Source organism: Nostoc sp. FACHB-280 (genome assembly GCF_014697615.1).
Lineage (GTDB): Bacteria > Cyanobacteriota > Cyanobacteriia > Cyanobacteriales > Nostocaceae > Nostoc_B.
Genome location: NZ_JACJSD010000110.1, coordinates 1 through 1,963, shown reverse-complemented (window position 1 = coordinate 1,963; position 1,963 = coordinate 1). Strand labels below are relative to the sequence as shown.

General features: G+C 44.8%; 1 protein-coding gene and 1 pseudogene. One reads left to right on the top strand and one right to left on the bottom strand.

The window, feature by feature from the left end:
- Positions 1-401 precede the first annotated feature (401 nt).
- On the top strand, positions 402-884 hold the full coding sequence (gene arr, locus H6G75_RS34005; protein ID WP_397333123.1) for an NAD(+)--rifampin ADP-ribosyltransferase: 483 nt from the start codon (positions 402-404) through the stop codon (positions 882-884).
- 66 nt (positions 885-950) lie between these two features.
- Here the strand turns inward: arr and H6G75_RS32765 are convergent.
- Positions 951-1,963, bottom strand: a pseudogene (locus H6G75_RS32765) (bifunctional DNA primase/helicase); the annotation flags it as partial.

Below are 1,963 nucleotides of genomic sequence, written 5' to 3'. Positions count from 1 at the left end.
CTTTCTACTTTTCCACACCACAAGCATTTACCAGATGATGTGATAAGTTCTGACAAACCTGAAATTACTCAAGTATTAAAAGAAGCAACAGAGTTATTAACGTACGATCATTACGAGACAAAGTAATTATGGAATTCAACCCAAACAACAATGTTGTTAAACTCTGTCTTCAAGGTATGGGCATGGAAGAAAAAGGCAAACCAGAAGAAGCAAGTAAACTGTTTCAAGAAGCCTGGAACGAAGCGACATACGACTTGGAAAAATTTATTTCAGCTCACTATGTAGCTCAATATCAAAAAAATGTTGACGACAAATTAAAATGGCTCGAAATAGCTTTGCAGTTGGCATTAAAAATAAATGACGACACTGTTAAGAGTGCAATACCTTCTCTATATTCAAACATTGCCAAATGCTATGAAGAGTTAAGCTCACCTGACAAGGCAAAAAAGAATTATGAATTAGCAACTTCGTTTCAGAATAAACCTTCTGACAAAGGCCCCTTCTATCATGGGACGAAAGCCGATTTGCTCCTTGGTGATTTGCTGACAGCAGGGGGCAGTTCTAATTACAAAAGAGAACTCAAAATGAATCACATTTATTTCACAGCCCTTGTCAATGGGGCGGGACTAGCAGCTGCATTAGCAAAAGGCGATAACCGTGAACGTGTTTATATCGTTGAACCAACAGGGGAGTTTGAAAATGATCCGAATGTTACAGACAAAAAATTTCCGGGCAATCCGACACGCTCATATCGCTCCCAAGCACCATTAAAAATTGTTGGCGAAGTCACAGATTGGGTGAGACAAACACCTGAAGAACTCCAAAAATGGCGTGAAAAGTTGGCCAATAACAAAGGAGAAATTATTATATTAATTAGTTTCTAAAATTCCCACACCCTGCTCACCGATTGAAGACCGCTAAATTCAAAATTTAGCGCGGTGTTTCACCATTTATTCATCCGCCATCCACTGCACCCAATCGGGAGCCGCCGCCACCAATTGCCCAAACATCGCAGGCTCCGATTCCTCAAAAGCCACCATCACTCCCCACCTTTCATCACTGCTAAGGCTAGAGAGGAATTCTTTGACTGCTCCCACACCATGTTTCACCCGTTCCATGACCAATGCAGTATAAGATTTAACTTGCTGCCACCACGAATCAATCGGATTTTCCTGTCCGTCCACCCCCTCCCAATTATTACTTCCACTTACATTAATGGGGGGCGTGGACGGGGCATTAACACCATACATAGCCTGCATCCTAGCCGCATACGCCGCCTGAGATTCACTTTCCTCCAGCCGCCGCCGTTCTCGTTCTTCCTTCTGTGATTGCCGATACACAAACACCTGACGGGCAAAAGCAACATCCTCAGTACTTAATCGGTAATACCGCACCCGTTGACCATTCTCGGTAGGCCGCCGCGACTGGGTAGTTAAAGCCAGTTGCCCCAAGTACTGACTCAAAATCCACACCGGAGACTCATCGAGAGGGATGGTCAAGTTGAGGATGCCTTTAATATGTGGTGCATTGCGTTTGGAAAAATCTGCTAATGCTTCAATACTCGCTTCATCGCCCTTAATCTCCACCCCATCCATCAAATCAGTCAGTATTGCGCGTAACCCCAATCGGTGGCGCATTAACCAAGAAGTGGAATGATTACCCCAGTCGGTGCAGATGGGCAAGCGATCTCGTTCCGTCCTATCTCGTTCTGCCACAACAAAAGGCGGCGTAACAAACTCCCGCCCATGCTCGTCGGCGATCGCTTCAAGGGGCGCTGCTAAAATTGCTTCAAGCGCGACAATCTTTTTAATCAGCCGTCCGCCGTCATCCTTCTCAACCAACTCAGGAGTGACAGTCATCCCATAAGTATCCCAAATGCGGAATTTTTCGCACTCTAACGCCTCCTCTGGCTTGAGATAATCCTGGTGCTGTCTTGCTGTGTAAGTTTTTCTATCAATATCTT